General features: G+C 66.2%; 22 protein-coding genes. 9 read left to right on the top strand and 13 right to left on the bottom strand.

The window, feature by feature from the left end:
* Nucleotides 1-39 precede the first annotated feature (39 nt).
* The 5 genes from mnmE (at nt 40) to IEV99_RS23025 (ending at nt 5,668) form a co-directional block, all read left to right on the top strand.
* A complete protein-coding gene (gene mnmE, locus IEV99_RS23045; protein WP_188520177.1) occupies nt 40-1,356 on the top strand; it encodes a tRNA uridine-5-carboxymethylaminomethyl(34) synthesis GTPase MnmE in 1,317 nt (438 codons plus the stop codon).
* 65 nt (nt 1,357-1,421) lie between these two features.
* The gene (mnmG, locus tag IEV99_RS23040; protein WP_188520176.1) at nt 1,422-3,281 is read left to right on the top strand and encodes a tRNA uridine-5-carboxymethylaminomethyl(34) synthesis enzyme MnmG; all 1,860 of its coding nucleotides are present in this window, start codon (nt 1,422-1,424) and stop codon (nt 3,279-3,281) included.
* Entirely contained in the window at nt 3,278-3,910 is a 633-nt protein-coding gene (gene rsmG / locus IEV99_RS23035; protein WP_371875822.1) for a 16S rRNA (guanine(527)-N(7))-methyltransferase RsmG, read from the top strand. The genes mnmG and rsmG overlap by 4 nt, the downstream gene beginning before the upstream one ends.
* 12 nt (nt 3,911-3,922) lie before the next feature.
* Entirely contained in the window at nt 3,923-4,765 is an 843-nt protein-coding gene (locus tag IEV99_RS23030) for a ParA family protein (protein WP_188520175.1), read from the top strand.
* A gap of 33 nt (nt 4,766-4,798) precedes the next feature.
* Nucleotides 4,799-5,668 (top strand): ParB/RepB/Spo0J family partition protein, encoded by an 870-nt coding sequence (locus IEV99_RS23025; RefSeq protein WP_188520174.1) that lies wholly within the window; start codon nt 4,799-4,801, stop codon nt 5,666-5,668.
* Nucleotides 5,669-5,680: 12 nt separating this feature from the next.
* On the opposite strand, the gene holA is transcribed toward IEV99_RS23025, so the two are convergent.
* The 3 genes from holA to leuS are packed head-to-tail and all read right to left on the bottom strand — an operon-like array spanning nt 5,681 to nt 9,846.
* The gene (gene holA / locus IEV99_RS23020; protein ID WP_188520173.1) at nt 5,681-6,700 is read right to left on the bottom strand and encodes a DNA polymerase III subunit delta; all 1,020 of its coding nucleotides are present in this window, start codon (nt 6,698-6,700) and stop codon (nt 5,681-5,683) included.
* A gap of 1 nt (nt 6,701) precedes the next feature.
* Nucleotides 6,702-7,229: an LPS assembly lipoprotein LptE gene (lptE, locus tag IEV99_RS23015; RefSeq protein ID WP_188520172.1), complete on the bottom strand. Its 528-nt coding sequence runs from the start codon at nt 7,227-7,229 to the stop codon at nt 6,702-6,704.
* Entirely contained in the window at nt 7,216-9,846 is a 2,631-nt protein-coding gene (leuS, locus tag IEV99_RS23010; protein ID WP_188520171.1) for a leucine--tRNA ligase, read from the bottom strand. Before leuS ends, lptE begins: the two co-directional genes overlap by 14 nt.
* A gap of 155 nt (nt 9,847-10,001) precedes the next feature.
* Between leuS and IEV99_RS23005 the strand changes: the two genes are divergently transcribed.
* On the top strand, nt 10,002-10,688 hold the full coding sequence (locus tag IEV99_RS23005) for a YggS family pyridoxal phosphate-dependent enzyme (RefSeq protein ID WP_188520170.1): 687 nt from the start codon (nt 10,002-10,004) through the stop codon (nt 10,686-10,688).
* On the opposite strand, the gene IEV99_RS23000 is transcribed toward IEV99_RS23005, so the two are convergent.
* Together IEV99_RS23000 and IEV99_RS22995 are read right to left on the bottom strand one after the other, a co-directional pair.
* Nucleotides 10,689-11,363: an HAD family hydrolase gene (locus IEV99_RS23000; RefSeq protein ID WP_188520169.1), complete on the bottom strand. Its 675-nt coding sequence runs from the start codon at nt 11,361-11,363 to the stop codon at nt 10,689-10,691.
* Between the two features lie 14 nt (nt 11,364-11,377).
* Complete coding sequence (locus tag IEV99_RS22995) at nt 11,378-11,911, bottom strand: L,D-transpeptidase family protein (protein WP_244644028.1); 534 nt, start codon at nt 11,909-11,911, stop codon at nt 11,378-11,380.
* Nucleotides 11,912-12,043: 132 nt separating this feature from the next.
* Here IEV99_RS22995 and IEV99_RS22990 point away from each other — a divergent pair, with 132 nt between their 5' ends.
* Entirely contained in the window at nt 12,044-12,730 is a 687-nt protein-coding gene (locus IEV99_RS22990; protein WP_188520314.1) for a response regulator transcription factor, read from the top strand.
* Nucleotides 12,731-12,751: 21 nt separating this feature from the next.
* Nucleotides 12,752-13,237: a cyclic nucleotide-binding domain-containing protein gene (locus IEV99_RS22985; RefSeq protein WP_188520167.1), complete on the top strand. Its 486-nt coding sequence runs from the start codon at nt 12,752-12,754 to the stop codon at nt 13,235-13,237.
* On the opposite strand, the gene xth is transcribed toward IEV99_RS22985, so the two are convergent.
* The 6 genes from xth to tesB form a co-directional block, all read right to left on the bottom strand.
* The gene (gene xth / locus IEV99_RS22980; protein ID WP_188520166.1) at nt 13,238-14,050 is read right to left on the bottom strand and encodes an exodeoxyribonuclease III; all 813 of its coding nucleotides are present in this window, start codon (nt 14,048-14,050) and stop codon (nt 13,238-13,240) included. It lies immediately after the preceding gene.
* A gap of 85 nt (nt 14,051-14,135) precedes the next feature.
* Nucleotides 14,136-14,960, bottom strand: coding sequence for an outer-membrane lipoprotein carrier protein LolA (locus IEV99_RS23685; RefSeq protein WP_210318699.1), 825 nt, complete (start codon nt 14,958-14,960; stop codon nt 14,136-14,138).
* A gap of 55 nt (nt 14,961-15,015) precedes the next feature.
* Nucleotides 15,016-17,679, bottom strand: a complete 2,664-nt coding sequence (locus IEV99_RS22970; protein ID WP_188520165.1) for an FtsK/SpoIIIE family DNA translocase — start codon at nt 17,677-17,679, stop codon at nt 15,016-15,018.
* 208 nt (nt 17,680-17,887) lie between these two features.
* Nucleotides 17,888-19,360, bottom strand: coding sequence for an ammonium transporter (locus IEV99_RS22965; RefSeq protein WP_188520164.1), 1,473 nt, complete (start codon nt 19,358-19,360; stop codon nt 17,888-17,890).
* A gap of 27 nt (nt 19,361-19,387) precedes the next feature.
* The gene (locus IEV99_RS22960; RefSeq protein ID WP_188520163.1) at nt 19,388-19,726 is read right to left on the bottom strand and encodes a P-II family nitrogen regulator; all 339 of its coding nucleotides are present in this window, start codon (nt 19,724-19,726) and stop codon (nt 19,388-19,390) included.
* A 208-nt stretch (nt 19,727-19,934) separates the two neighbouring features.
* Nucleotides 19,935-20,810 carry an acyl-CoA thioesterase II gene (gene tesB, locus IEV99_RS22955; RefSeq protein WP_188520162.1) on the bottom strand — a complete coding sequence of 292 codons (876 nt, stop codon included), beginning with the start codon at nt 20,808-20,810 and terminating at the stop codon, nt 19,935-19,937.
* Nucleotides 20,811-20,936: 126 nt separating this feature from the next.
* On the opposite strand from tesB, the gene IEV99_RS22950 reads away from it, so the two are divergent.
* The gene (locus IEV99_RS22950; protein WP_188520161.1) at nt 20,937-22,175 is read left to right on the top strand and encodes a ubiquinone biosynthesis hydroxylase; all 1,239 of its coding nucleotides are present in this window, start codon (nt 20,937-20,939) and stop codon (nt 22,173-22,175) included.
* Nucleotides 22,176-22,231: 56 nt separating this feature from the next.
* Here IEV99_RS22950 and IEV99_RS22945 read toward each other — a convergent pair whose 3' ends face one another.
* The gene (locus IEV99_RS22945) at nt 22,232-22,444 is read right to left on the bottom strand and encodes a Trm112 family protein (RefSeq protein WP_188520160.1); all 213 of its coding nucleotides are present in this window, start codon (nt 22,442-22,444) and stop codon (nt 22,232-22,234) included.
* Complete coding sequence (locus IEV99_RS22940; RefSeq protein WP_188520159.1) at nt 22,441-23,112, bottom strand: LON peptidase substrate-binding domain-containing protein; 672 nt, start codon at nt 23,110-23,112, stop codon at nt 22,441-22,443. The genes IEV99_RS22945 and IEV99_RS22940 overlap by 4 nt, the downstream gene beginning before the upstream one ends.
* Nucleotides 23,113-23,139: the final 27 nt, after the last annotated feature.

Below are 23,139 nucleotides of genomic sequence, written 5' to 3'. Positions count from 1 at the left end.
GCGGCTCACGGGCCGCCGCTCTCATTTGGGAGTTGGTGAATGCAAACGGGTGTCGACGCGCAAACGATCTACGCTGTCGCAACGGCGGCGGGCCGCGCGGCGATCAGCGTCGTTCGGTTGAGTGGGCCTGCCGTCGACGACGTTCTGCTCCAGCTCACCGGAGGCGTGCCACAGCCGCGCGTCGCCAGCATCCGCACATTGGCCGGGCCGGACGGCGTTATCGATCAGGCTCTCGTGCTGAGGTTCGAGGCCCCTCACAGCTTCACGGGCGAGAACGTCGCCGAGTTTCACATTCATGGCGGCCGGGCCATTCAGGGCGCCCTGATCCGCGCGCTGGCCAGTATGCCCGGGCTGCGTCCGGCCGAGGCGGGGGAGTTCACCCGCCGTGCGCTCCTGAACGGCAAGCTCGATCTTACCCAGGCGGAGGCCATCGCCGACCTGATCGATTCGGAGACGGATCGACAGCGCCTCCAGGCGCTCGGACAATTCGGCGGCGGCCTCGCCCGCGTGGTTGCGGGCTGGCGCGACGCGCTGATCGAGGCGTCGGCGCTGATCGAGGCTTCGCTTGATTTCTCGGACGAACACGACGTTGGAGACGTGATGCCGCCGGCCGCGAGAGCGTCGGTGGCGTCCGTTGCTCGCGCAATCGCGGCCGAGCTGGACAGGCGCGGCGCGGAGAGGCTTCGCGACGGGTTCACAGTCGTGATCGCGGGACCGCCCAATGCCGGAAAGTCCACGCTTTTAAATTGGTGGTCAGGCAGGGAGGCCGCAATCGTCACGCCCATTCCGGGAACGACACGAGACCTGATCGAGGTCGACCTCGAACTGGACGGCCTTCCGGTGCGGCTCATTGATACGGCAGGGCTCCACGCCGCCCGAGACTTCGTGGAGCAAGTAGGCATGCGACGTGCGCGGGACCGCGCCAAAGGAGCGGACCTCGTTATATGGCTGGATCCTGATAGCGGCGTCATCGACGAAGAGTTAGCGAGTGTTCCGATCCTGAGAGTTCGTTCGAAGATCGATTCAGAGCCGGAACGGTCAGACGATTTTGGGGCGCTCGCGATTTCGGTTGTGGCCGGAATCGGGCTGGACGCCCTTCACGCTGCGGTTGTTCACCGCTTGAGCGAAGAACTTGAACGCGGCGGCGTTGTCACCCGCGCGCGGCATCGCGTCGCTCTGCAAACAGCGAAAGACCATTTGGAGCGAGCAGAACAATCCCTCGACCATGCCGGTCCTATCGAGTTCCTGGCGGAGGATCTGCGTCTGGCGCTGAGGAGCCTCGACGGGCTGATCGGCCGCGTCACATCGGAAGACATTCTCGACAAGGTGTTTTCAAACTTCTGCATCGGCAAATAGATTCACGTGGAACATCGCCGCGGCTGGCTGTGGCGAAGCGCGGCGCAGCGAGCTATGGAAAATCCATGAGTGAGCAATTCGATGTTATCGTCATTGGCGGAGGCCACGCGGGGACGGAAGCGGCCGCCGCTGCGGCCCGCATGGGCGCCCGCACTGCGCTGCTGACCCACCGCTTCGCCACCGTTGGGGAAATGTCGTGCAATCCGGCCATCGGAGGCCTCGGAAAGGGCCATCTGGTCCGGGAGATCGATGCGCTGGATGGTGTCATGGGTCTGGCTGCCGACCGAGGCGGCATCCAGTTCCGCGTGCTGAACCGTCGCAAAGGGCCAGCCGTTCGTGGTCCTCGGGCCCAGGCCGACAGAAAGCTCTATCGAAAAGCCGTTCAGGAAATCCTGCTCGCCACCGCGGGGCTCACCATTGTGGAGGGTGAGGCAGCGGAACTAATGCACAAGGAGGGAGCTGTTCAAGGGGTGAGGCTTGCGGATGGCCGCGAACTGGCCGCCCGGTCGGTCGTGCTCACCACCGGAACGTTCCTGAACGGGCTCATCCATATCGGCGACGAGCAAAAGCCGGCTGGGCGCATGGGGGAAGCGCCCTCGATCTCGCTTGCTGCCTCGCTGGCGAGTCTCGCGCTGCCCCTCGGCCGGTTGAAGACCGGAACGCCCGCACGCCTCGACGGGGCGACGATCGCCTGGGGCGCGTTGGAGATGCAGGCCGGCGACGATCCCCCGGAGCCGTTTTCATTTATGACCGATCGGCTGGACGTTCAGCAGGTCTCGTGTGGGATCACCTACACGACGCCTCACACCCACGAGGTGATCCGCCGCAACATGGACCGCGCGCCGCTGTATACCGGCGCAATCCAGGGTCGTGGCCCGCGCTATTGCCCCTCCATCGAGGACAAGGTCGTTCGCTTCGCCGAAAAGACGAGCCATCAGATTTTTCTGGAGCCGGAGGGGCTGGACGACGACACCGTTTATCCCAATGGCATCTCGACGTCGCTGCCAGTGGATGTTCAGCGCGAGATGATCGCCACGATACCGGGCCTCGAGTCTGCGGTTATGCGCCGGCCGGGCTACGCGATTGAGTACGACTACGTTGATCCACGCTGCCTTTTCCCGACGCTCGAGACCAAGGCGCTATCGGGGCTCTTCCTGGCCGGTCAGATCAACGGAACGACCGGGTATGAGGAAGCTGCGGCTCAGGGCCTGCTCGCGGGTCTCAACGCCGCCCGCGTGGCTGGTGCGCAGGCGCCAATGACGATCGACCGGACCCAAGCTTATCTCGGCGTCATGATCGACGACCTGGTGACCCGAGGAGTCACCGAGCCGTATCGAATGTTCACGTCGCGCGCCGAGTACCGTCTTTCGCTTAGGGCCGACAACGCCGGCGATCGGCTTACAGCTTGGGGGGCCCAGGCCGGCGTTGTGGGTTCGCCGCGGCAGCTTGCCTATGCGGAGATGAAGGCTGCCCTGGATGGCGGACGCGCTCAGTTGCAAAACCTCCGAATTACGCCATCGGACGCCGCCAAGGCTGGCCTGCGCCTCAACCAGGACGGCGTGTCGCGCTCGGCATTTGAGCTGTTGTCTTATCCCAGCATCGCGTTTCAGGATCTTGTCCGCATCTGGCCTGAGCTGGGCGCCATCCCGGATAGAATCGCCGACAGGCTGTGCGTCGACGCCACTTACTCGGTTTACCTGGACCGTCAGGAGCGGGACATCGAGGCGTTCCAGCGGGACGAGGCTGCCGCACTGCCATCAGCGATGCGGTACGATGGCCTGCCCGGCTTGTCTGCCGAACTAAGAGCAAGGCTGAGCATTGTTCGGCCATGCACTTTAGGCCAGGCCAGTCGTTTGGAAGGTATGACCCCTGCCGCCCTGGCGGTGATTGCCGCTAGCGCACGCGCGATTGGTTCGCATCCGTGACGAACGTCTCCCGCGAACGAGTGCTCAAATCCCTCGGTGTTTCACGTGAAACGGCAGCCATGCTGGACGAATTCGTTTCGTCTCTTGTTCGATGGCAGCGGGTGAAGAATTTAGTGGGCCCACGCACGTTGGATGATGTTTGGGAGCGCCACATCGCAGATAGCGCACAGCTGTTGGATTGTCTGGAACATCGAAAGGTTTTAGCTGACTTGGGGTCCGGGGCCGGATTTCCAGGCTTGGTGCTTGCTATTTTGCTGAAGGGAGTATCCGGATCCCATGTTCACCTCGTTGAGAGCAACGGGCGTAAGTGTGGGTTTCTCCGAGAAGTGGTCCGCACGCTGGCTCTGCCGGCGACGGTGCACTCCGGTCGGATTGAAGCAGTGTTGCCGGCGCTAAGCATCGAAGCTGTGACAGCGCGCGCTCTCGCGCCGCTGGACAAGCTGCTGGAGTTGACCAATCAGGTGTTGAAAGGTGAGGCCTTGGGGGTGTTCCCAAAGGGGCAAGATATAGACGCCGAATTGACCCAGGCCTCTAAATATTGGACATTCGACCACGCGACAGTGGCGAGCCGCACGGATTCGAAGGCCCGAATCCTGCTTATTCAGAATGTTCGCCCCGCGTCGCTTTAGAAAGTGGCGGTGATGACCTTCGACTCCATTCGTCTCAGTCGGTCCGGCAATCGGCCTCGTGTGCTTGCGCTCGCCAACCAGAAGGGTGGCGTCGGAAAAACCACGACGGCCATCAACCTGGGCACAGCGCTTGCGGCGATCGGCGAACGCGTGTTGATCGTCGATCTTGATCCACAGGGCAATGCGTCAACCGGGCTCGGCATTGATCGCAAGAGCCGGAAGATTTCCACGTATAATGTCCTCGTTGGCGAAGCGTCGCTCCATGACACCGTCCAGGAGACGGCCGTGCCGCGTCTCTCGGTTGCCCCATCGACGCTAGATCTGCTTGGTGTAGAGCTTGAAATCGCGGCGGAGCGGGACCGCGTTCATCGCCTCCGTGACGCGGTGGGGGCTCTTCACGCCCACCAGCAGGCCACTGGCGAAGAGGGTTTCACCTATGTGCTCGTTGACTGCCCGCCATCCCTCAACCTGCTGACCATCAACGCAATGGTGGCAGCCGGCGCCGTGCTGGTGCCCTTGCAATGCGAGTTCTTTGCGCTGGAGGGGCTTAGCCAGTTGCTGAAGACGGTGGAGCAGGTCCGGTCGGCGCTGAATCCGTCGCTCAGCATTCACGGCATTGTGCTCACCATGTTCGATCCCCGCAACAACCTGTCCAACCAGGTTGTCCAGGATGTTCGCCAGTTCATGGGCGACAAAGTGTACGACACGGTGATACCGCGTAACGTCCGGGTATCCGAGGCGCCGTCCTACGGGAAGCCGGTGCTGCTGTATGACCTGAAATGCACCGGCTCGCAGGCGTATCTGAAGCTCGCGTCCGAAATCATCCAGCGAGAGCGCGCCCTGCAGGCGGGTTGATCGTTTCGTATACGACATCGTCGGGAGTAAGAAATGGCTGAAGAGGCGCGGTCCCGCCTTGGTCGCGGCTTGGCGGCCCTGATCGGCGACGTTGGAGACGAAGTTGCGGCCGTCGAGCGCGCAAAGGGGCAGCGGCGCGTTCCAGTTGAATTTCTACGTCCAAATCCCCGGAACCCTCGAAAGACCTTCGAGGAGAGTGACCTGGAAGACCTTGCGGCCTCAATCCGCGAGAAAGGCATCATCCAGCCTATTCTGGTGCGCACACTGCCTGGTCTCGCGGATGTCTACGAGATCATCGCCGGAGAACGCCGTTGGCGCGCCGCGCAGCGCGCCGGACTTCATGAAGCTCCAGTCATCCTGGTGGAGGCGACGGATCGTGAGGCGCTTGAGCTGGCGATCGTGGAGAACGTCCAGCGCGCCGACCTGAACGCGCTCGAAGAGGCGTTGGGCTACGAGCAATTGGCCACCGAATTCGACTATTCGCAGCAGGATCTCGCCCGCATCATTGGCAAAAGCCGCAGCCATGTCGCCAACACCATGCGGTTGCTGAAGCTGCCCGAACCCGTGAAGGCGATGGTCGCCGACGGCCAGCTCACCGCCGGTCACGCCCGCGCGCTACTGACGATGCCCGACCCGGAGTCGGCTGCACGCCGGATTGTCGAGAAGGGCATGAATGTGCGCGACGTCGAGAAGATGTCGCAGGACGTCCACGCGCAAGCGGCTGCGCCCGCGCCCAAGGTTCGGGCTGACAAGGATCCGGATACACGGGCGCTCGAGAAAGCGCTGGAAGACGTGCTCGGAATGGTAGTGACGATCCACCATGGCGCCCGTGGTGGCGAGGTCAAGATCCGCTACAAGACACTCGACCAGCTGGATGCGCTCTGCCGTCGCCTACGACACTGAGCTTGCGGCTGATTAGCTACGGCTGGCCCGCATCGCGACCGTTATGAATGCGCGGGACGCGAGCGACATCGCGAGCCCGCCGTTCCGGCGGGCCTGAGCCTGCGCCTCCCGCAGGGTTGCGATGGCGCTTTCAAGCGTCAGGCGCGGCCATTTGGCGAGCTGGCGCTGGAAAGCCTGTTTGCGTTTGAAAAAGATCCGGGACACGTCCGTGACACGGTCCATGTCCATGCCGGCGTCGAGGTTGATCCGCGCCTTGTGCAGCATCATCGCGTGACGAAGCGCTGCGCCGACCAGCACGCCCGCATCCTCCCCCTCCTGCGCTAGCCGAGACAGGCCGCGATCAAGCTCGTGCATGTCGCCAAGGAAGATGGCGTCCAGCACCGTGTCGAGAACGGAAACGCCTGCGTCCGCCACGACAGCTTCAACATCACGCAGCGAGACGGCCGCGGCGCCGTCGGCGTAGCAGGCCAGCTTTTCGAGTTCACGACGGATCAGGAGCCGATCGGGCGAAAGGCTTTGCCGCAGCAGTTCCTTGGCGTCGCGGTCGGCCGTGAGGCCCCATTCGGCAAGGACGCCATCGATGATGCCTGGCAAGTCCCGCCCCTCATCCGCATAGCACGGCAGCGCCATGGCGGTCCGGGCCCCTTCTACGGCGGTGCGCAGCGGATTGCGTGCAGCGAGATCGCCGGCCTCGACAACCACACGCGCGTCCTGCGGCGGGACGGCCAGCAACGGCTGGATCAGGGGAGCGATGTTGCGGGATCCGGCCCGAACCCAGATCGACCGCCGGCCGCCAAACAACCCGATGGTGTTCGCCTCGTCGGCGATGCGCGACGGGTCGGATGCGATGTCGTCGCCCTCCAGGCGGACAAGCTGGAACGCATCCTCGGGATTCTCGACGAACCTTCTGGCGAGCGCGCGGGCGCGCTCGTTCACCAGGCCCCCATTCGGGCCATAGATGAGGAAAACCGTGAAAGCGGGGTCGGGCCGGCGCAGAAACGAATCGACCTCATGCGCCTTGCGGGTCGCCACCTCAGGTCCCGGTCGCCAGCTTGGCGGCAATGCGGGTGCGCAGCTGATCGGCCAGCGTCTTCGCAACGCGGATCTCGGCGTCGCGCGCAGCGCGGACGGCTGCAAACCGCTGCGGCGAACGATCATAGGACGCCGTCCCGAACGCGACGGCCTGCATGATCTGCTTCTTGGTGGCGATCTCTGTCAGCGTGAAGTTGACGGTGGCGAGGATGGTGGCCGCATCAGCGCGCCCCGTGGTGGTGTTCACCACCGCGGCCTGAATGGTTTCCTTGACAGTCATTGAGAGTCGGTACCGCGCCGCGGTTTGCTCGCCGGAGCCGTTGAGCTCGAAGCCGAGTTCCTGGACGAGGTAATGGCCGATGCGGTCCTGAACCTCGTCCACGACAATGCCGCGGAGCGCCGCCTCGACCGAGCCGCCTCCGGCCGCTACTCCGTAGAGCGGACGAAAGCATCCGGCCAGCGGTAACGCGAGCAGGCCGAGGATCAGGCCGGAGCGCAGCGTCCGGCGGGCCAGGTCATACGACGACATTGACGATCCTTCCCGGTACCACCACGAACTTGCGAACGGGCCTGCCCTCCAGCGCGCGCTGGACCGCCTCGAGCTGCATCACGGCGGCTTCGACCTCAGCGCTCGACGCCGTCCGGCTTACGGTGACGTCGGCGCGCTTCTTGCCGTTGATCTGCACCGGCAACGTGATTTCGTCCTCGACCACCAGCGCGCGATCGGCGGCCGGCCAGGGCTGGTCGGCGACAAGGCGCGTGTGCCCGAGCGCCAACCAGCACTCCTCGGCGAGATGCGGCATCATCGGGGCGACGATCTGGATCAGAACCTCGCCGGCCTCCCTGAACGCAAAGGCCAGGTCGTCACGGTCCGTGTCGTCCGTCACGGCGCCGATCGCAGCCGAGAGGGCGTTTGCAAGCTCGTAGGCGTGCGCCACGCAACGATTGAAGCGGAGCCGCTCGACATCTTCTTCGGTGCGGATCAGCGCCCGGTGCGCGGCTTTGCGGATCGCGAGCGCCTCCGTGGTGAACGTGGCCGGCGCCTCGGCTCCTACGGGCCCCGCAACCCGGGCGATCTCGCCCGTGAGCCGCCAAAGGCGCTGCACGAAGCGGGAGGCGCCCTGGACGCCCTCCTCGGTCCAGATGACGTCGCGCTCGGGGGGAGAGTCGGACAGCATGAACCATCGAGCCGTATCGGCTCCGAACGTGCCGATGATGTCGTCCGGATCCACGGTATTGCGCTTGGATTTCGACATCTTCTCGATGCCGCCGATCTCAACCGGCTCGCCGGAGGACAGCAGCGTGGCGCGCCGCTCTGCGCCGTCCGCCTCGATCCTGATCTCCGCGGGCGAGACCCAGGCGCCGTCGGGGCCCTTGTAGGTCTCGTGGACCACCATGCCCTGCGTGAACAAGCCGCGGAATGGCTCGTCGAGCCCCACATGGCCGGCGGCCCGCATCGCGCGCGTATAGAAGCGCGAGTACAGCAGATGCAGGATCGCGTGCTCGATGCCGCCAATATACTGGTCCACTGGCAGCCAGTGGTCGACCACAGCGCGATCCGTGGGGGCCTCGTCGAGCCATGGATCGGTGAAGCGCGAGTAGTACCAGGACGAGTCCACGAAGGTGTCCATGGTGTCGGTTTCGCGGCGGGCCGCGCGGCCGCATTGCGGGCAGTCCACCGCTTTCCAGGTGGGGTGTCGGTCAAGCGGGTTTCCGGGAAGGTCGAAGCTCACGTCTTCGGGTAACTTGACGGGAAGATCCGCCTTCGGCACCGGCACAACGCCGCAGCTGTCGCAGTGGATGATCGGGATCGGACAACCCCAATAGCGCTGCCGCGACACGCCCCAATCGCGCAGGCGGAAGTTCACCTTGCGAGTCCCGACCGGCCGGCCATCAACCGATTCGGATTCGAGACGACGGGCGACCTCCTCCTTGGCTTCGGCGATCGTCATGCCGTCGAGGAAGCGCGAGTTGATCATGCGCCCGTCGCCGTCATAGGCCACGTCCGTGACCACGAAGGCTTCGGGCGCGATGTCGGGTGGGCATACGACTGGGGTATTGCCCAGGCCATACCGGTTCACGAAGTCCAGATCGCGCTGGTCATGCGCCGGGCAACCGAAGATCGCGCCCGTGCCGTATTCCATCAGGATGAAGTTGGCGACATAAACCGGCAGCTCCCACGCGGGATCGAAGGGATGGCGGGCGCGAATGCCGGTGTCGAAGCCCTTCTTCTCGGCCTTGTCGATGGCCTCCTGGGCGGTTCCGGTTCGCTTGCACTCCTCGATGAAGGCGGCCAGATCAGCGTTGCCGGCCGCGGTGGCGCGCGCAAGCGGATGGTCCGGAGCAATCGCAAGGAACTTCGCGCCGAACAGGGTGTCGGGCCGGGTCGTATAGATCTCGAGTTCGCGCTCGCCACCCGGAGAGGTCTTCGAGTCGAGTGCGAAACGAACCATCAGACCTTCGGAACGGCCGATCCAGTTGCGCTGCATGAGGCGCACCTTCTCGGGCCAGCGGTCGAGCTGGTCGAGCGCGTCGTGCAGTTCCTGGGCGAAGTCCGTGATCTTGAAGAACCACTGCGTCAGTTCGCGCTGTTCGACAACCGCCCCAGAGCGCCAGCCGCGGCCATCGATCACCTGCTCGTTGGCTAACACGGTGTGATCCACCGGGTCCCAGTTCACCTTGGCGGTCTTGCGATCCACCAGGCCGGCGGCCATGAAATCGAGGAACAGGCGCTGCTGGTGCTTATAGTAGCTTGGATCGCAAGTCGCTATTTCGCGATGCCAGTCGAGCGAGAGGCCCATTGACTTGAGCTGCGAACGCATGGTCGCGATGTTGGCGTAGGTCCACGTGGCCGGGTGAACCTTGTTCGCCATCGCGGCGTTTTCGGCCGGCATGCCGAAGGCGTCCCATCCCATCGGGTGCAGCACGTTGAAGCCGCGGGCGCGCTTGTACCGGGCGACCACGTCCCCCATCGCATAGTTGCGGACATGGCCCATATGGATGCGGCCCGACGGGTACGGGAACATCTCGAGCACGTAGTATTTGGGGCGGGGATCATCATTCCGGGTGCGGAACAGCTCACGCTCTTCCCAGACCCGCTGCCACTTGGGTTCCGCCTCGCGGGCGTTGTAGCGCTCGGACGTCATGAGTGTATCAAGGGCCTCGTCTTGGCCTGCCCTCTTGCGGGCGACAATAGCGGTGGGATCGCGCCGCTTGCGCGGCGCGCGTGCGCCGGACTAGGACACGATAAAGCTTTGCGGTCAACGGCATGGCGCCATTCGATCCGCTGACGGGAGATGTCATGGGCACGGAGTGCGGAGCGCGCGAGCGCCTGGTCGAAGTCCGCCACGCGATCACGCGTGCGACTCTGGAAGCCGGGCGCGCGGAGGACGCCGTAACGCTGGTTGCGGTGTCGAAGACCTTCATGGCCGATGAGATTGCGCCCGTGCTGGAGGCCGGGCAGCGGGTGTTCGGCGAGAACCGCGTCCAGGAAGCCAAGACGAAATGGCCGGGATTGCGGGAGCGCTTTGCCGGGGTCGAGCTTCACCTCATCGGGCCGCTGCAGTCCAACAAGGCGCGCGAAGCCGTGCAGCTTTTCGACGTGATCGAAACCGTGGATCGCGACAGCCTGGCCGAGGAACTCGCCAAGGAGATTCCGAGAGAGATGGCCAAGACTGGTCGAGCGCCCCGCCTGCTCGTGCAGGTGAACACCGGCGAGGAGCCACAGAAGGCCGGCTTGGCGCCGCACGAGGTCGATGCGTTTCTGGGGGCGTGCCGCGACCGGTGGAAGCTACAGGTCGAAGGCCTGATGTGCATTCCGCCGGCCGACCAGCCTCCGTCGCCGCATTTCGCCCTGTTGCGCGTGATCGCGCAGCGCAACGGCCTGAAGACGCTCTCGATGGGGATGAGCGCGGATTTCGAGGAAGCGATCCAGCTTGGCGCCACCCATGTGCGGGTGGGCAGCGCCATCTTTGGTCACCGGGGCTGATCAGACCCTCAAGCCCGTGCGTTCGCGGATCAACGCAAGCGCGGCCGCATCCGTGAAGTCGGGCGCGGCCAGGGACGCCCCGGCGGCGAGCAGCGCAGGCTCATCCAGCGAGGTCGCAACGCCCACCACCGGAAGGCCGGCCGCCGACGCGGCCTGAATGCCGGACCGCGAATCCTCGAAGGCGACGGAGCGGTCCGCCTCGCCGCCCAGCCTGGCAAGGCCGGTCAGGTAGGGCATCGGATGCGGCTTCGCGTGCTCCAGTTCGTCGCCGATCACAATGACGTCGAATCGTTCCGTCAGGCCGATGGCGGACAGCATCTGACTTGCGTTGGCGCGCGGCGCATTGGTGACGATACAGCAAGCGACGTCTTGCTCGTGAGCCTTTGCGAGAAGGTCGAGAAGCCCCGGCAGGGGATGCAGCGCGCCGGCGGCGGCGAGCGCCCGGAAGCGGGCTTCCTTTTCGTCGGCCAAACGCCGGTGTTCCGCCTCGGGCAGATCCGGAAAGATGTCGCGCATGATGGCGGCGTTCTGCCGCCCCATCACGTGTTGCTGGTAAAACGCCTCGTCCACGGCGCGTCCAAACGGCGCGAGCATCGCATTGAAGGCTTCCAGGTGAACCGGATCGGTGTGCACCAAGGTGCCGTCCAGGTCGAAGAGAAGGCAGGATTTGGCCAAGTGGTCCTCTCGTCTCAGGTGATGGTGATGCGCGTCTGCGCGCCCAGGCGCGGCAAAAGCCGGCGGAGCACGGCCGCGCTGAGCGCGATGCAGCCTTCCGTGGGCAGGAAGCCGGGGCGCGCGACGTGCATAAAGATGGCGCTTCCTCGCCCGCGCACGGCCGGACGCCGGTTCCAGTCCAGGTCGACGACGATGTCGTAGAGCCTGTCGGGCCGCCGCATCGCCTCGCAGCTCGCCCGGTAGGGCAGTGCGACGGGCCTGTTGTAGTTGCGATCCTGTGGGCTGTCGCACCAGCCATCGCGCTCACGGATGGGCCTGAGCGGCAGGCTTGAACGGGGACGCTGGCCGTGATCGGCGCGGTAGAACGCCTGCAGGGGTCGCAGCGTCGCTCGCGGCGAGGCGCCATCGCCTTCCCGCTTGGCCGCGGAGACGCCGCCGCGCCCGAGAGCGCACGGAACCACCAGCCCGCCGGCGATCAACACACCGCGCCGGGGACAACCCGGGCGGCGAATCACGCGGATATGGCGGAACGGTGCTCCACGTGCCACTGTCACCTCCGGCTTTGCTCCCGCGTGAGCGGGTGAGGCTGGTTGCGGCGCAGGCCGCGGCTGGGCTACTTGAAGCATCTTTGCGCGTCCGGCGCCAACCTGCGCTCCTGCAGCGCCAACCAGCGGAACGCCATGTCGAACGTCCGCAGCATCCTGGTGGTCGACGACGACGTCGAACTCGCCTCAGCGCTCGCAGAGCAGCTCGCCTTGCACGAGGAATTCGCGCCCCAGACGGTCGACACCGCCGCCAAGGCGCTGGCCTTCGTGAAGGATGACCGCGTCGACCTCGCGCTCATGGACGTGGGCCTGCCCGACATGGATGGCCGTGAAGCCGTGAAGCTGATGCGGCGGAACGGGTTTCGGTCGCCGATCATCATGCTCACCGGCCATGATTCGGAGTCGGACACCGTTCTGGGCCTCGAGTCCGGGGCCAACGACTACGTCGCCAAGCCGTTTCGGTTCTCGGTGCTGCTGGCCCGCATCCGCGCGCATCTGCGCCAGCACGAGGCCAGCGAGGACGCGGTCTTCACGATCGGGCACTACACGTTCCGGCCAAGCGCCAAGCTGCTGGTCGCCGAGAACGGCTCGAAGCTGAAGCTGACCGAAAAGGAAACCGCCATCCTGCGCTTTCTGTACCGGGCGGGCGAAAAGGTGGTCACCCGCGACGTGCTGCTGGCGGAGGTCTGGGGGTACAACTCCAACGTCACAACGCATACGCTGGAAACCCACATCTACCGCCTGCGGCAGAAGATCGAGCGCGATCCGTCCAACGCGCAGATCCTCGTCACCGAGGCGGGCGGCTACAAACTCCTTCCCTGATCCGGCTTTTCTGGACGCTCATTGTCTCTCAAGCGCGACATCGACCTGCTGCAACGTGTGCCGCTTTTCAGCCGCGCGGAGCCCGAGGCGCTGCAACTCATCGCATTCGCGGCGGAGGGCCGGAGCTTTCGGAGCGGCAACGTGCTGTTCCGTCGCGGCGACGTGTCGAATGGCGGTTATCTTCTGACCGGCGGAGCCGTGGCGCTGAACGCGGATGATTCGAGCGCTCCCATGATCGTGCAAGCGGGCGTGCTGCTTGGCGAACTCGCGATGATCATCGACACCGAACGGCCCGCCACCGCGACGGCGCGCGAGCCGACCACAACATTGCGGATCACGCGCGAAATCTTCCGGCGTGTGATGCAGGAATTCCCGGACTCGGCCGAGACGATGCGCGAGCATCTCGCCGCACACGCGCAGGTGACGTCGGCCGGGCTCTCGACCGTGCGATATCGCCTGCTCAACGTCGATCGGCTGGACCAGTCGCTCACCAAGGAGCGCGGCTGATCAGACGTCGAGATGAACCATGACGGGGACGTGGTCCGACGGCCGCTCCCAGCTGCGCGCTTCGCGCAGGATGGCGCTGCCGGCGAGGCTGCCGGCCAGTTCGCGCGACACCCAGACATGGTCGAGACGACGGCCGCGGTTGGCGGCTTGCCAATCCTTGGCGCGGTAGCTCCACCAGGTGTAGACGCGCTCCGGCTCCGGCGTGAGCGTCCGGATCGCATCCACCCAATCGCCGCACTCGATGACGCCAAGAAGCTTCTCGCGCTCGATCGGGGTATGGGAGATCACGTCGCGCATCTGCTTGTGGCTCCAGACGTCGTTTTCGAGCGGAGCCACGTTCAGGTCGCCGACCACGATCGCCTTGCCGGCGCTGGGCTTGTCCAGGTGGCACCAGTCCCGCATCTCGTCCAGGAAGCTGAGCTTGTGCGCAAACTTCTCGTTGATCGCGGGGTCCGGAATGTCGCCGCCAGCCGGCACGTAGAAATTATGCACCGTGACCCCTGAGGCGGGGCCGGCGTCCTTCAGGGACACGCTGATGTGGCGGGCGTCATTCTTGCCGCAGAACGCCTTCGAGCCGCGCTCCTCGAACGGCAGGCGCGAGACGATGGCGACGCCGTGGTAGCCCTTCTGGCCGTGGATCGCGATGTGGTTGTAGCCGAGCTTGCGGAAGTCGCCGAGCGGGAAGCGGTCGTCCGGGCACTTCGTTTCCTGCAGGCAGAGAACGTCGGGTTGGTGGTCCTGCAAGAACTGCGTGACCAGGCCGGAGCGCAGGCGAACGGAGTTGATGTTCCAGGTCGCGACATTGAGGCGCAAAGCGACGTTCCTCCCGGGCTAGAAGCTCGGCAGGGGTATCGGTTTGCCCTCATGGCCGCAAGCGCTGCGCCGTCGCGGCGGGCGCTTACTCGAGAACGCGTGTGAAGTTGATGTTGAAGAGGTTCTGGTCGAGCTTCGCCTGAAGCTGGACATTGCGCAGGGTGACGTTGGTTTCGTAGCCCTGCGGATCCACGACGAGCCACTGCTTCAACGCAAAGGACTTCGGATCGAAGAACAGCGTGACGCGCGATGTCCCGCCGAAGGTCGCCTTGTCCTCGACGGTGACGCTGACCAGGTCGGGCTCCGCCTCGGCGCTGATCAGGCGGGTGTCGCGCGACAGGTCGACGCGCTCCTTGAGCAGAAACTTCAGCGGCGTCTGGCCGATCGAGTACACGTCCTGGGTGTTGAGCTTGCGATCGCGGATCGCCACCGAGGAGCCGTCCGCGACGATCTCGATCGGGGCGGCGCGATACTCGAAGCGCATGCGGCCTGGCTTCTGGACATAGAGATTGCCTTCGAGCCGCTTCCCGTTCTGGCCGACCTGCACGAATTGCGCGCTGAGCGAACTCATGGCGTTCAGGGTCGCGTTGGCGCGCTCCACGATCCCGCGCTGGGATGTATCTGCGGGAGCCTCGGCTTTCGCGAGCTGGACGGTGGGCGCAGGGCCAGCCGCCGCGACCTGGACGGGCTCGATGCCGAGACCGCCGTCGCCGGCGCCGAGATTGGCCGGACGAGGCAGCGGGAGCGGGATCCGGCGCGGCGCGGGCGGCTTTGCGGCGGGCTTCGGCGCGGCCGTCACGGCCGGCGTCGGCAAGGTCAGCGGCTCACCGGATTGGGCGGCCACAGGACCGCCGGCGAGGCCGAGTCCGACCAGGCCGACAAGCGCGATGAAGAGGGCGTTGCTGGTCATGCGCTGCGTCTAGCCTGCCTGTATGGCCGTTTCACGGCCCGTTTCGCCAGCTCCCTCAATCCTCATCGAACGGAGCGTCGCCACGTCCGGCGGGCTGCTCGATCAGGATCTCGCGTTTGCCCGCATGGTTGGCCGCACCGACAATGCCCTCCTTCTCCATGCGTTCCATGAGCGAGGCGGCGCGATTGTAGCCGATCTGGAGGCGGCGCTGGATATAGGAGGTCGAGGCCTTCTTGTCGCGCAGCACCACCGCGATCGCCTGGTCGTAGAGGTCGCCGCTCGGCGCCCCAAAGTCGCCCTTGTCGAACACGGCGCCGTCCTCGGCGTCCTCGGTCGCGCCGCCCTCTTCCTCGTCCTGCGTGACGGCTTCGAGATATTGCGGCCGGCCCTGGGACTTGAGGTGGGCGACGACCTTCTCGACCTCGTCGTCCGACACGAAGGGGCCGTGAACGCGGCTGATGCGGCCGCCGCCCGCCATGTGGAGCATGTCGCCCTGGCCGAGCAGCTGCTCGGCGCCCATCTCGCCCAGGATGGTGCGGCTGTCGATCTTGGAGGTGACCTGGAAGGAGATGCGGGTGGGGAAGTTGGCCTTGATGGTGCCGGTGATGACGTCCACGGACGGGCGCTGTGTCGCCAGCACCACGTGGATGCCGGCCGCGCGGGCCATCTGGGCGAGGCGTTGGATGGTGCCTTCGATCTCCTTGCCGGCCACCATCATGAGGTCCGCCATCTCGTCGACGATCACGACGATGTAGGGCAGCGGCTCGAGATCCATGATCTCGTCCTCGTACACGGCCTCGCCGGTTTCGCGGTCGAAGCCGGTCTGCACCGTGCGGGTGATGATCTCGCCCTTCTGCTTGGCCTCCACGACGCGGACGTTGAACCCGTCGATGTTGCGGACGCCGAGCTTCGACATCTTCTTGTAGCGCTCCTCCATCTCGCGGACGGCCCATTTCAGGGCCACGACGGCCTTTTTGGGGTCCGTCACCACGGGGGTGAGGAGATGCGGGATGCCGTCATAGACGGAAAGTTCGAGCATCTTGGGGTCCACCATGATCAGGCGGCACTGCTCGGGCTGGAGCCGATAGAGCAGCGACAGGATCATGGTGTTGATGGCGACCGACTTGCCCGAGCCGGTGGTGCCGGCGACCAGCAGATGCGGCATGCGGGCGAGCTCGGCGATCACGGGCTCGCCGCCAATGGTCTTGCCGAGGCACAGCGCCAGCTTGAACTTGGATTTCTCGAAGTCCTCCGAGGCCAGCAACTCGCGCAGGAACACGGTCTCGCGCTTCTGGTTCGGCAGCTCGATGCCGATGGCGTTGCGGCCGGGCACCACGGCCACGCGGGCCGACACCGCGCTCATCGAGCGGGCGATGTCATCCGCCAGGCCGATCACGCGGGACGACTTGATGCCGGGCGCGGGCTCGAGCTCGTATAGCGTCACGACCGGGCCGGGATGGACCTTGATGATCTCGCCGCGGACGCCGAAGTCCTCCAGCACGCCTTCCAGCAGGCGGGCGTTCTGCTCCAGCGCGTCGGCCGAGATGTTGGGAGCGGTGGTCTTTTTGGGCTCCGACAGCAAAGCCAGCGGCGGCAGCTGGTAGCCGTCGCGGTCAAGGAAAGACGGCTGCGCTTCCTTGGCGAGGCGCTTGCCGGGGCGCGGCGCCGGGGCGGGGGCGGAGACGCGCGGAGCCGCGACCCCGTCGATCACCATGCCGGCGTCGAGGGGCTCGCCGTCCGGAACGGCGTCGTAATCGTCGTCGTCCTCATCGGGCTGCGCCGGCTGCGGCTGCGGACGTGCATGGCTGGCGGGCTGCGGCGGTTCGCGGCGGGGCGCCGGGCGCTCGCCGCCGTCGGCCGCGCGGGCGAAACCCGGCTCGGCGCGGCCGCCGGGGGCAGGGAGGAGATCGTCGAAATCGTCGGGCGCGCGGGCCGGCATGGCGGCGCGCACGCGGGCCATGAAGCTCGGCCGGGCGGCGCGGCGGCGCCAGGCGCGCGCCATCGCGCTCTTGAGGCTGAGCAGGCCATGGATGATGGCGCCGACCGATACGATCGCGAGGCCGGGTTCGCTGGTGCGGTCGTCGTCCTCGAAATCGTCGCTGCGGGCCGCACGCGTTTCGCGCGGCTCCGCGCGGGCGTCGCCTTCCTTGTCGAAGCCTACCCCGGAGGCGGCCGACAGGGTCAGGATCGCGAGCACGCCGAGCGCGATCGTGAGGATCAGCCTTGCCAGGCCGCCGTTCAGGCCCGGGACGGCGTGGAAGGCGCGCAAGACGGCGTCGCCGAGCACGCCGCCCAGTCCCGTCGGCAGAGGCCAGCGCCCGGTCGTCGGGAGCGAACTGGCGAGGCCCGCGGCCGCGGTCGCGCCCAGGATCCAGAGCAGCACGCGCAAGCGGCTGCGGAGCAGGCGACGGCCTGACAGGAGGCGGACGCCCGCGAGCGCCGGCGGGGCGATCAACGCAATGGCGGCCAGCCCGAAGATCTGCATCAGCACGTCGGCCGCGATCGCGCCGGGACGCCCCAGCAGGTTGCGGACGGGGCCGTTGATGGCGTGGTTCAGGCTCGGATCCTGGACCGACCAGGTCACCAGCGCGAGGCCGCAGGCGGCCGCGACCGCCAGCAGAATCAAGCCGGTGAGTTCGGCGGCGCGGCGCCACAGGAAGTCGCGCAGGGCTTCCGAGAGTTGGTCCAGGCCTGAACCGCTCGCTCGTGTCGTCCGCATTCGCCGGGTCCACACACAATGGGGGGCGACCCGCGCATGCGCGCAGGCCGGGTGATTCACCGTAGGGAGCGCCCGGTTAAAGGTGGCTTAACCATCGGGGCCCGGCTGAGCCGGCGTGTGGCGCAGCCACAAAAGAAAAAGGGCGGCAGGGAATGCCTGCCGCCCAGTTCAGGGAGGAATGGAGGGAAAAAGCGCCCTCCGACGCGTCTCAGTAGTTGTAGGCGCGCTCGCCGTGCTCGGCGATGTCGAGACCCTCGCGCTCCTTTTCCTGCGTGACGCGCAGGCCGAAGATCACATCCACGACCTTGTAGAGGATTGCGGAGCCGACGCCCGACCACACCAGGGTGAGGCCGACCGCCTTGAGCTGGGCGAAGACCTGCGTGGCCATGACGTATTCGCCGGGAGCGGCTTCGCCGGGCTTGGCCGCGTAGTCCACCAGGCCGGTGCCGCCGAGATCCGGAGACACCAGGATGCCGGTCGCGATGGCGCCCAGGATGCCGCCGACGCAATGGACACCGAAGACGTCCAGCGAGTCGTCGTACCCGATGGCGTTCTTGACCGTGGAGCAGAAGAAGAAGCAGAGCGCTCCGGCCGCGAGGCCGAGGACGATGGAGCCCATCGGACCCGCGAAGCCCGAAGCCGGCGTGATGGCGACCAGGCCCGCGACCGCGCCCGAAACCATGCCGAGCAGCGAGGGCTTGCCCTTGGCCATCCATTCCACGAAGAGCCAGGACACGGCCGCGGCCGCGGTAGCCACGAAGGTGTTCACGAAGGCCAGCGCGGTGGTGCCGTTGGCTTCGAGGTTTGAGCCGGCGTTGAAGCCGAACCAGCCGACCCACAGGAGGGAGGCGCCGATCATCGTCATCGTCAGCGAGTGGGGAGCCATCAGCTCCTTGCCGTAGCCGACGCGCTTGCCGATCAGGATGCAGCCAACCAGGCCCGCGATGCCGGCGTTGATGTGCACCACGGTGCCGCCCGCGAAGTCGAGAGCGCCCCACTTGAAGATCATGCCGGCGTCGGCCGTGACCTCGGCGAGCTTGGCTTCGGCGGCGGTCTTCGCAGCCGCGTCAGCGCCAGCCGCCGCAACAGCCTTGGCGGCGTCGCCGATGGCGTCCGGGCCGCCCCAGTACCAGACCATATGGGCGATCGGGAAGTAGATGAACGTGACCCAAAGCACCACGAAGGCGATCAGGGCCGAGAACTTGATCCGCTCCGCGAAGGCGCCGACGATCAGGGCCGGCGTGATGCACGCGAACGTCATCTGGAAGGCCATGTAGACCAGTTCGGGGATCACGACTCCGTTGGAGAAGGTGGCCGCAACCGCGTTGGTGTCGACGCCCTTCAGGAAGGCCTTGGAGAAGCCGCCGACGAAATCATTCAGGCCGCCGCCGTTCGTGAAAGCGAGCGAGTAGCCGTAGAACACCCACAGCAGGGCCACGATCGACACGATGGCGAAGACCTGGGTCAGCACCGCCAGCATGTTCTTGGTGCGGACCAGGCCGCCATAGAACAGGGCGAGCCCCGGGACCGACATCATCAGCACGAGGGCGGTGGCGATGAGCATCCAGGCCGTGTCGCCCTTGTTGGGGACCGGCGCATCGGCCGCAAACGCGGCGGTGCTCGTCAGCACGGCGAGCGACGCCCCAAACACGCTCGCCCTGACTGTGGTAGACAACTTCATTGGTGATAACTCCTGCCAGGAAGCGGCTTAGAGAGCGTCAGCGTCGCGCTCGCCGGTGCGAATGCGGACGGCCTGCTCGATGGGAGACACGAAGATCTTGCCGTCGCCGATCTGGCCGGTCTTGGCGGCGGCCGAAATCGCGTCGATGACTTTGCCGACGAGGTCGGCGGCGATCGCCACCTCGATCTTGAGCTTCGGGAGGAAGCTGACGGCGTATTCGGCGCCGCGGTAGATCTCGGTATGACCCTTTTGGCGGCCATACCCTTTGACTTCAGTCACTGTCAGGCCGTGCACCCCAATGGCGGTCAGCGCGTCGCGAACCTCCTCGAGCTTGAACGGCTTGATGATGGCCATCACGATTTTCATGGATGTCGGATCCCCGTTACGCCACCTGCACATCGACGATGCGCGGTTCGAGCCGGGGAACACCTTTCAAGGGTCGTGCCAGTTCGGCCCCTCACTTTCGGCTAGGGTCGGGCGAACTGATTCGCGCCAATTCGGCGCGCGACCATCCAACGGCGCGCGCTTCTCTCTGAGCACGCGTCCGGGTTGTGCAATCTTTTTAGGCAATTGCTTAGTCGGCAGGCACTTTCGCGGTGCGAGGCCGAATTAGCCCTTCCTGCGCAACCGACGCGACCAGGACGCCGTCGCGCGTAAAAACGGAACCGCGCGAAAAACCGCGCGCGCCACCGCTGGACGGGCTGTCATGGGCGTAGAGAAGCCACTCGTCCGCCTTGAACGGCCGGTGAAACCACAAGGCGTGGTCGAGGCTGGCGGCCTGGATTTCGGGATCGAAGACGCTGCGCCCATGCGCGACCAGCGCCGAATCCAGCAAGGCTATGTCGGACGCATAGGCGAGCACGCAGCGGTGGATGATCGGGTCGTCCGGCAAGGGCGCGGTTGCGCGGATCCACATCCGGAATACAGGGTCGCGCGGCTCGCGGCTGACATAACGCGTCACGTCGACCGGGCGTAGCTCGATGGGGCGCTTGCGCGCGAAATATTGCTGCACGGAGGGCGGCATCCTGGGCGCGACCTGCACGCCGGTCTGGTCGCCGCTGGGCAGGTCCTCGGGCATCGGCACGTCCGGCATGGGGACGAAATGCTCGAAGCCTCCCTCCTCGCTCTGGAAGGACGCCGACAGGGTGAAGATCGTTTGCCCGCGCTGGATCGCCTTGACGCGGCGAGTGCTGAAGCTCCGCCCGTCCCGGACCCGCTCCACCTCGTACACGATGGGCAGCTTGGAATCCCCGGGCAGGATGAAGTAGCCGTGCAGCGAATGGGGCATACGGTTCTCGACCGTGCGGCAAGCCGCCATCAAGGCTTGGCCGATGACCTGCCCGCCGAACACACGCTGCCATGCCGTGTAGTCGCTGCGTCCGCGAAACAGATTCAGTTCCAACGTTTCCAGGTCGAGGGTGGTCAGCAACTCGGCGACAGGGTCGGACATGGCGGATCTCACGGTTTGGGCTGACGTTATGCCACTCCCCTGAGGGCTGTCGCCAGCCGTGTTCGCATTGTCGGCCGGCATGCGCGGGCGTAGGACAAGGGTGCAAGCCAGCCGGAGATCCTCACGATGAGCGACGCCTCACCCCGCCAGACCCGTGTGGACGTGCTCGTGGCAGGCGGCGGCGCGGCCGGGCTCGCGCTGGCGCTGGCGCTCAAGACCGCGGTGGGCGGCCGGCTGGCGGTCTCGATCTGCGATCCGGCCCTGGCGGCGGCTCCACGCCGCGATGACCGCGCCTTCGCGGTGGCGGCCGGTGCACGGCGGATGCTCGAGGTGCTGGGCGCGTGGGACGAGATCGAGACCGACGCCGAGCCGATCCGCAGCATGAAGATCACGGACAGCCGCACCTTCGACCCGGTGAGGCCGGTGTTTCTCGATTTCGGCGGGGGGGTCGGACCTGACGAGCCCTTCGCCCACATGGTCGAGCACGCCAGCCTGATCCGGGCGCTGAGCCGGCGCGCGACCGAGGCCGGCGTCGAGGTCCGCGCCGAAAGGGTGCTGCGCGTGGAGCCGCAGCCGCATATGGCGCGCGTGCGCGTTTCGGGCGGCGAGACGCTCTCGGTCGGCCTTGTGGCGGCCTGCGACGGCGCCGCGTCGCCCCTGCGCGAGCAGGCCGGGATCGGGACGGTTTCCTGGCCCTACCGGCAGTCCGGCATCGTGGCGACGATCGGTCACGAGCGCGACCACGAGGGCCGGGCGGAAGAGCACTTCCTGCCGTCCGGGCCGTTCGCGATCCTGCCGTTGCGGGGCCGGCGGTCGTCCATCGTATGGACGGAGCGCAGCGAGAACGTGCCGGCGCTGCTCGGCCTGGCGGACGATGACCTGCTGGCCGAGATCGAGCGCCGCTTCGGGCTGCGCCACGGACGGCTCACGCTGGAAACGCGGCCGGCCGCCTGGCCTCTCCAATTCATGGTGGCGCGCCGGTTCGCGGGTGAGCGCCTCGCCCTGGTGGCGGACGCCGCCCACGTGATCCACCCAATCGCCGGTCAGGGGCTTAATCTGGGTTTCCGGGACGTGGCCGCGCTCGCGGAGGCGATCGTGGACGCCGCGCAACTCGGACTTGATCCAGGCTCGCCGGACGTGCTCGCCGCCTATGAGCGGGCGCGCCGCTTCGACACGGTGGCGATGGGCATGGTGATGGAGGGGCTCAACCGCTTGTTTTCCAACGACAACACGCCTTTGCGTCTCCTGCGCGACGCCGGGCTCGGCATGGTGGACAGGATGCCGGGGCTGAAGCGCTTCTTTATCCGGCAGGCCGCGGCCGTGTCGCCCGACATGCCGCGACTGCTGCGCGGCGTTCCGCTCTAACGTCGGCTTCGGGTGGAGGGCTTCAGGCCAGCACGCCCAGGACAGGCCTTGCCGGACTATTCGTCCAGGCGGCGCGCTTCCTCGGGCAGCATGATCGGAATGCCGTCCCGGATGGGGTAGGCGAGCCTGGCCGAGCGGCTGATCAGCTCCTGCCGGGCCGCATCATAGTCCAGCGATCCGCGCGTCAACGGGCAGACGAGAATTTCCAGAAGCTTGGGGTCGATGCGGGTCGCCTGGGGGGCGTTGTCCGGCACGGTTTCCTGACTCATTGCAGCGGCGTCTCCGATCCGTCCTGGCCGCGCGCCAGATCCATTTCGGTGATCGCCACCAGGATCTCGGCCCGGGTCTTCAGGTCCGGCGCTTCCAGCAGGGCCTGCTTCTCGCGCGGCTCAAACGGGCTCATCATCGACAGGGCGTTCACCAGCGCCTCGTTGGATGCTTCCTTGATGCCCTTCCAGTCTATCGAGAGGTCGTTGGCCTCAACGAAGGCCTTGAGCGTCCTGATTACCGATTCGCGGTCGACCTCGCCTTCGCCGGCGCGCGCCTCGAAGTCCGACGAGAACGCCGAAAAGTCGACCCTGCACTGGCGATAGGGCGTCGTCACGAGAAGCTCCTCGACGATCCGGAAACGTGCAACCCCCGTGAGGGTGATCAGGCACCGCCCATCGCCGGTTTCGGTGAACTGGGTGATGCGGCCGGCGCAGCCCACGCCGTAGAGGCTGGGAGTGCGCGGCATGATCTCGGACTCGACGTCCGGCTGGACCATGCCGATGACCCTTTGCCCCTTCAGGGCGTCGTCCAGCATCGCGAGGTAGCGCGGCTCAAACAGGTTGAGCGGCATCTCGCCCCGAGGAAGCAGCAACGCTCCGGGCAAGGGAAACACTGGGATGACGGCCGGAAGATCGGCGGCGCTCCGATAGCTGGCGTTCATGGCCATGGCCGGCTCCTTTGGCGGGACGTCGCC

The sequence above is a fragment of the Alsobacter metallidurans genome, assembly GCF_014636935.1.
GTDB classification, from domain to species: Bacteria; Pseudomonadota; Alphaproteobacteria; order Rhizobiales; family Beijerinckiaceae; genus Alsobacter; species Alsobacter metallidurans.
The sequence above is the reverse complement of the archived record's forward strand: the minus strand, read 5'-3'. Positions and strand labels throughout refer to the sequence as shown.

Bases quoted from the DNA above. Each gene is read 5' to 3' on its own strand.
- mnmE (WP_188520177.1), top strand. From the start codon at position 40: ATGCAAACGGGTGTCGACGCGCAAACGATCTACGCTGTCGCAACGGCG.
- mnmG (WP_188520176.1), top strand. From the start codon at position 1,422: ATGAGTGAGCAATTCGATGTTATCGTCATTGGCGGAGGCCACGCGGGG.
- IEV99_RS23030 (WP_188520175.1), top strand. From the start codon at position 3,923: ATGACCTTCGACTCCATTCGTCTCAGTCGGTCCGGCAATCGGCCTCGT.
- IEV99_RS23025 (WP_188520174.1), top strand. From the start codon at position 4,799: ATGGCTGAAGAGGCGCGGTCCCGCCTTGGTCGCGGCTTGGCGGCCCTG.
- lptE (WP_188520172.1), bottom strand. From the start codon at position 7,229: ATGTCGTCGTATGACCTGGCCCGCCGGACGCTGCGCTCCGGCCTGATC.
- leuS (WP_188520171.1), bottom strand. From the start codon at position 9,846: ATGACGTCCGAGCGCTACAACGCCCGCGAGGCGGAACCCAAGTGGCAG.
- IEV99_RS23005 (WP_188520170.1), top strand. From the start codon at position 10,002: ATGGGCACGGAGTGCGGAGCGCGCGAGCGCCTGGTCGAAGTCCGCCAC.
- IEV99_RS22990 (WP_188520314.1), top strand. From the start codon at position 12,044: ATGTCGAACGTCCGCAGCATCCTGGTGGTCGACGACGACGTCGAACTC.
- IEV99_RS23685 (WP_210318699.1), bottom strand. From the start codon at position 14,960: ATGACCAGCAACGCCCTCTTCATCGCGCTTGTCGGCCTGGTCGGACTC.
- IEV99_RS22970 (WP_188520165.1), bottom strand. From the start codon at position 17,679: ATGCGGACGACACGAGCGAGCGGTTCAGGCCTGGACCAACTCTCGGAA.
- IEV99_RS22965 (WP_188520164.1), bottom strand. From the start codon at position 19,360: ATGAAGTTGTCTACCACAGTCAGGGCGAGCGTGTTTGGGGCGTCGCTC.
- IEV99_RS22960 (WP_188520163.1), bottom strand. From the start codon at position 19,726: ATGAAAATCGTGATGGCCATCATCAAGCCGTTCAAGCTCGAGGAGGTT.
- tesB (WP_188520162.1), bottom strand. From the start codon at position 20,810: ATGTCCGACCCTGTCGCCGAGTTGCTGACCACCCTCGACCTGGAAACG.
- IEV99_RS22950 (WP_188520161.1), top strand. From the start codon at position 20,937: ATGAGCGACGCCTCACCCCGCCAGACCCGTGTGGACGTGCTCGTGGCA.
- IEV99_RS22945 (WP_188520160.1), bottom strand. From the start codon at position 22,444: ATGAGTCAGGAAACCGTGCCGGACAACGCCCCCCAGGCGACCCGCATC.
- IEV99_RS22940 (WP_188520159.1), bottom strand. From the start codon at position 23,112: ATGGCCATGAACGCCAGCTATCGGAGCGCCGCCGATCTTCCGGCCGTC.